The sequence below is a fragment of the Thermococcus sp. PK genome (assembly GCF_000430485.1).
Classification (GTDB): Archaea; Methanobacteriota_B; Thermococci; order Thermococcales; family Thermococcaceae; genus Thermococcus_A; species Thermococcus_A bergensis.
In genome coordinates, this window is sequence record NZ_KE387145.1 from 39,785 (window position 1) to 42,471 (window position 2,687).

A 2,687-nucleotide genomic window follows, 5' to 3' on the forward strand; every position below is an offset into this window, starting at 1 on the left:
TGCCCTTAACGTGAATTCTCCCCTTGAACTGGACTTCCAGCCTTTTGAACTTTCCAAGCCCTTTGAGGATTAGTTTGTTCCCCTCAATTTTATACTGGTCGTTCCTGAGGACAATCAAGGGTTTCCTCTTCCCGTCATCTTTCAAGTAGCTTGGTGGTTTTGGTCTCATCCACTTGGGGAGTTCTCTGTCTTTTTCTTCCTTGCGAGGGAGAAGAAGCTCCTCCACGCCTCGGCGTTCTTCCTGCAAATTTGCTGGACTGTTGCGGAGCCAATCTCCTTCTTGTACTTCTCATAAACCTCTTTTTCAGTCTTGTTGAAGTCTACGGGCTGGTGGTCGAAGAAGAGTTGCCTCCGGAGGAAATTGACCTCGTTCCAGACTTTTGCTCCAGTATTGGCTAACTCGAAGAGGCTTTTCTCCTGCTCTTTTGAGGGTTGGAGTTTGAGCGTTACGGTTCTTTTCATTGCTTCTCGTTATTAATTCACACGTTTTTGGTTTAAAAACATTCTTTTGCTTTCCTGCTCTCTGGCCGGTTTCTCGATTACTGCATCCCCGCCCTGAAGGGCGAGGCTTTCAAAAGAAAAAGGTAAGTTACAAAGTGCAAGCGGAGTGAAGGCTAAGCTGTTATGCTCAATAAGCACGGTTTCTCCCCGCTTAATACAACTCCAAATCTTGACGAGGGGATGCTCTATAATAGCTCATCACCTACTAAAATAACACCAACATTAGTCCTTAAAAATATTGCTTTTTCTACGTTCCTTCTTTTCCCTTAAATACGGATACCGCATTATGTATCCGCACTCTAAGCATTTTACAACAACGTGGGGCATTCTCTTCTGTCTCAACCTAACCCGAGCATTAACGCCGGGGACAAGGAAGGAATGACACCTCTTGCAGTACCTCCTCTTCCATTTCCTCGGCATTCTAACCTTTGCCTTCTGCTGCACTGCCAACGCTATCTCAACGTAGCGGTTTGCCAACTCTTTATCGTAGGGAAAAACCCTCTCAGCCAGGCTAAAAAGAATATCTATTCTCTCAAGGGCTATTTTCTTCTTTTCCCTTTGTTCCCTAAGCCTTATGAATTTCTTTGACATTCTCTCACCTATTCTGGTTTTATCATCTTTAATTTGCCTATAACAGGCTCATAAAGATAGCCATCAGCAATAAGGCTTTCTATAACTTCCCTAGCATAGGAGGGCTTGAATCCGTACTCAACCAGGGCGTTGTAGAACTCCTCTCTGCTAACAAAGCCATCTATTGAAGTGGCCTCCAAGTCCAGGAATACCCTCAACGCCATCTCCAGACGCTTGTTTCTAAAGTCCCGCTCGACGTATTTTTCATAAGTCTCCAGCACCTTCAGCATTTCCCTTTCCGGAATCTCGTTTATCCACATATCCACTATCTCCTGGTTCATATTTATAACGTCGCTTATTATGCCTGTATTTATTTTTCCCTCAAACCGTGCCATCGAGCCGAGGAGGCGAAGGCTCAAAAGGTACCTCGTGTTAGTCTCGAATATCATACCTTTAAGCCTCAAAGCATCGAACTTTTCTCCATATTCACGGGCATTCCTAAAAATCCATCTTTCAAACCTTTCTCTAAACTTCTCCACCATTCTGTCGGAAGGGCTAAGCGAAGGTATTTTTTCTCTTTCAAGAAATATCGTGGCCAGGAGATTGGGGATAAGCTGTTCCAGTTCCCGGTTTTTCTCCCAGCCTATGGGTTCATTTACAATGAATGGGGTCTCGGAGGTGTAAGCCAAAGGATCCTCCGGAGAGATTCGTTTGTATACTTTTGGAGTCAAAAACACCGCCTGTTTTTCCTCAAAATACTCCCTAGCCCACTCTGCGACAGGGATGTCTTTTTTGAGGAGGCTCTTGTTTGAGGGGGAGTAGTATTTGCCTCCCTCAAGGAAAAAAGAGAAGTCAAGGTCGAGATTATCATCGACAAAGGGTTTTGCGTTTCCTTTTCTTAATATCAGCTCTTCGGGGAGGAGGCTAATTAAATATCTCGAGGCCTCCCAGAGAGAATTCACAATTTTTGTGTCATTTTTAAAAGCAGAAAACGTCACTCCCTCCCCCCAATGTCTTTTGCTACTCACTACCGAGGGAGAGGCAAAGAGAGAGTAAAGGAGAGCTTTTTTTAGCTCATAGTCAGCGTTTATTGTGGAATCTATGAGCTGTTCCAGCTCCTCTTTGGTGAGGGCGAGCTCCTTGTACTGAAGCCAGTAATCCTCAATATTGGCCCTTTGCAGAGAAATAACGTGGATGAGGCGCATGTTTCCAAATGGATATGCATCGATAATGCCTTTGATTTTAACGTACTGCCCGCTCTTCAGCTCTGCATTTATCTCGCTTTTTTCAGTTACCTTTATCGCCACATAGGGCTTAATATCACTCTTTGAGAGCTCACTTGGAGAGAGAGGAGAAAGAAGGTAGTATACCCCATCTTTTGGGACATTGGGGGGCACCCTCAAGATCAAAAACCCCTCAACCTCTATAAGCTCACCGTTTTTATAGGATTGAATAACCCTTTGAAAGTCCCTGGCCCTCTTTGATGGGCTTATTGTCAATCGCTCAATACTTCTGAGCAGTGAGTACATCATCATAAGGAACACAACCGGGGCGTGTTTAGTTTCACCCCCTGTTATTTAAACAGTATTTGACTCTGAGGAGGATTTTCAGACCAT

General features: G+C 44.4%; 3 protein-coding genes and 1 pseudogene. All 4 read right to left on the bottom strand.

The annotated features are described in order from the left end of the window. Positions 1-462: pseudogene (locus tag THEPK_RS13500) on the bottom strand (RNA-guided endonuclease InsQ/TnpB family protein); the annotation flags it as partial. 12 nt (positions 463-474) lie between these two features. Further along, positions 475-639 carry a hypothetical protein gene (locus THEPK_RS12825; protein WP_156882080.1) on the bottom strand — a complete coding sequence of 55 codons (165 nt, stop codon included), beginning with the start codon at positions 637-639 and terminating at the stop codon, positions 475-477. 84 nt (positions 640-723) lie between these two features. Continuing rightward, complete coding sequence (locus tag THEPK_RS00240; RefSeq protein WP_042696857.1) at positions 724-1,092, bottom strand: ribonuclease P protein component 4; 369 nt, start codon at positions 1,090-1,092, stop codon at positions 724-726. Positions 1,093-1,100: 8 nt separating this feature from the next. Then, positions 1,101-2,606, bottom strand: coding sequence for a hypothetical protein (locus THEPK_RS00245; RefSeq protein WP_052315859.1), 1,506 nt, complete (start codon positions 2,604-2,606; stop codon positions 1,101-1,103). Between the last annotated feature and the right edge of the window lie 81 nt (positions 2,607-2,687).

What these genes read in the sequence shown, in the direction of transcription:
- THEPK_RS00245 (WP_052315859.1), bottom strand. Translation starts at nt 2,606, where the DNA reads ATGATGATGTACTCACTGCTCAGAAGTATTGAGCGATTGACAATAAGC.
- THEPK_RS00240 (WP_042696857.1), bottom strand. Translation starts at nt 1,092, where the DNA reads ATGTCAAAGAAATTCATAAGGCTTAGGGAACAAAGGGAAAAGAAGAAA.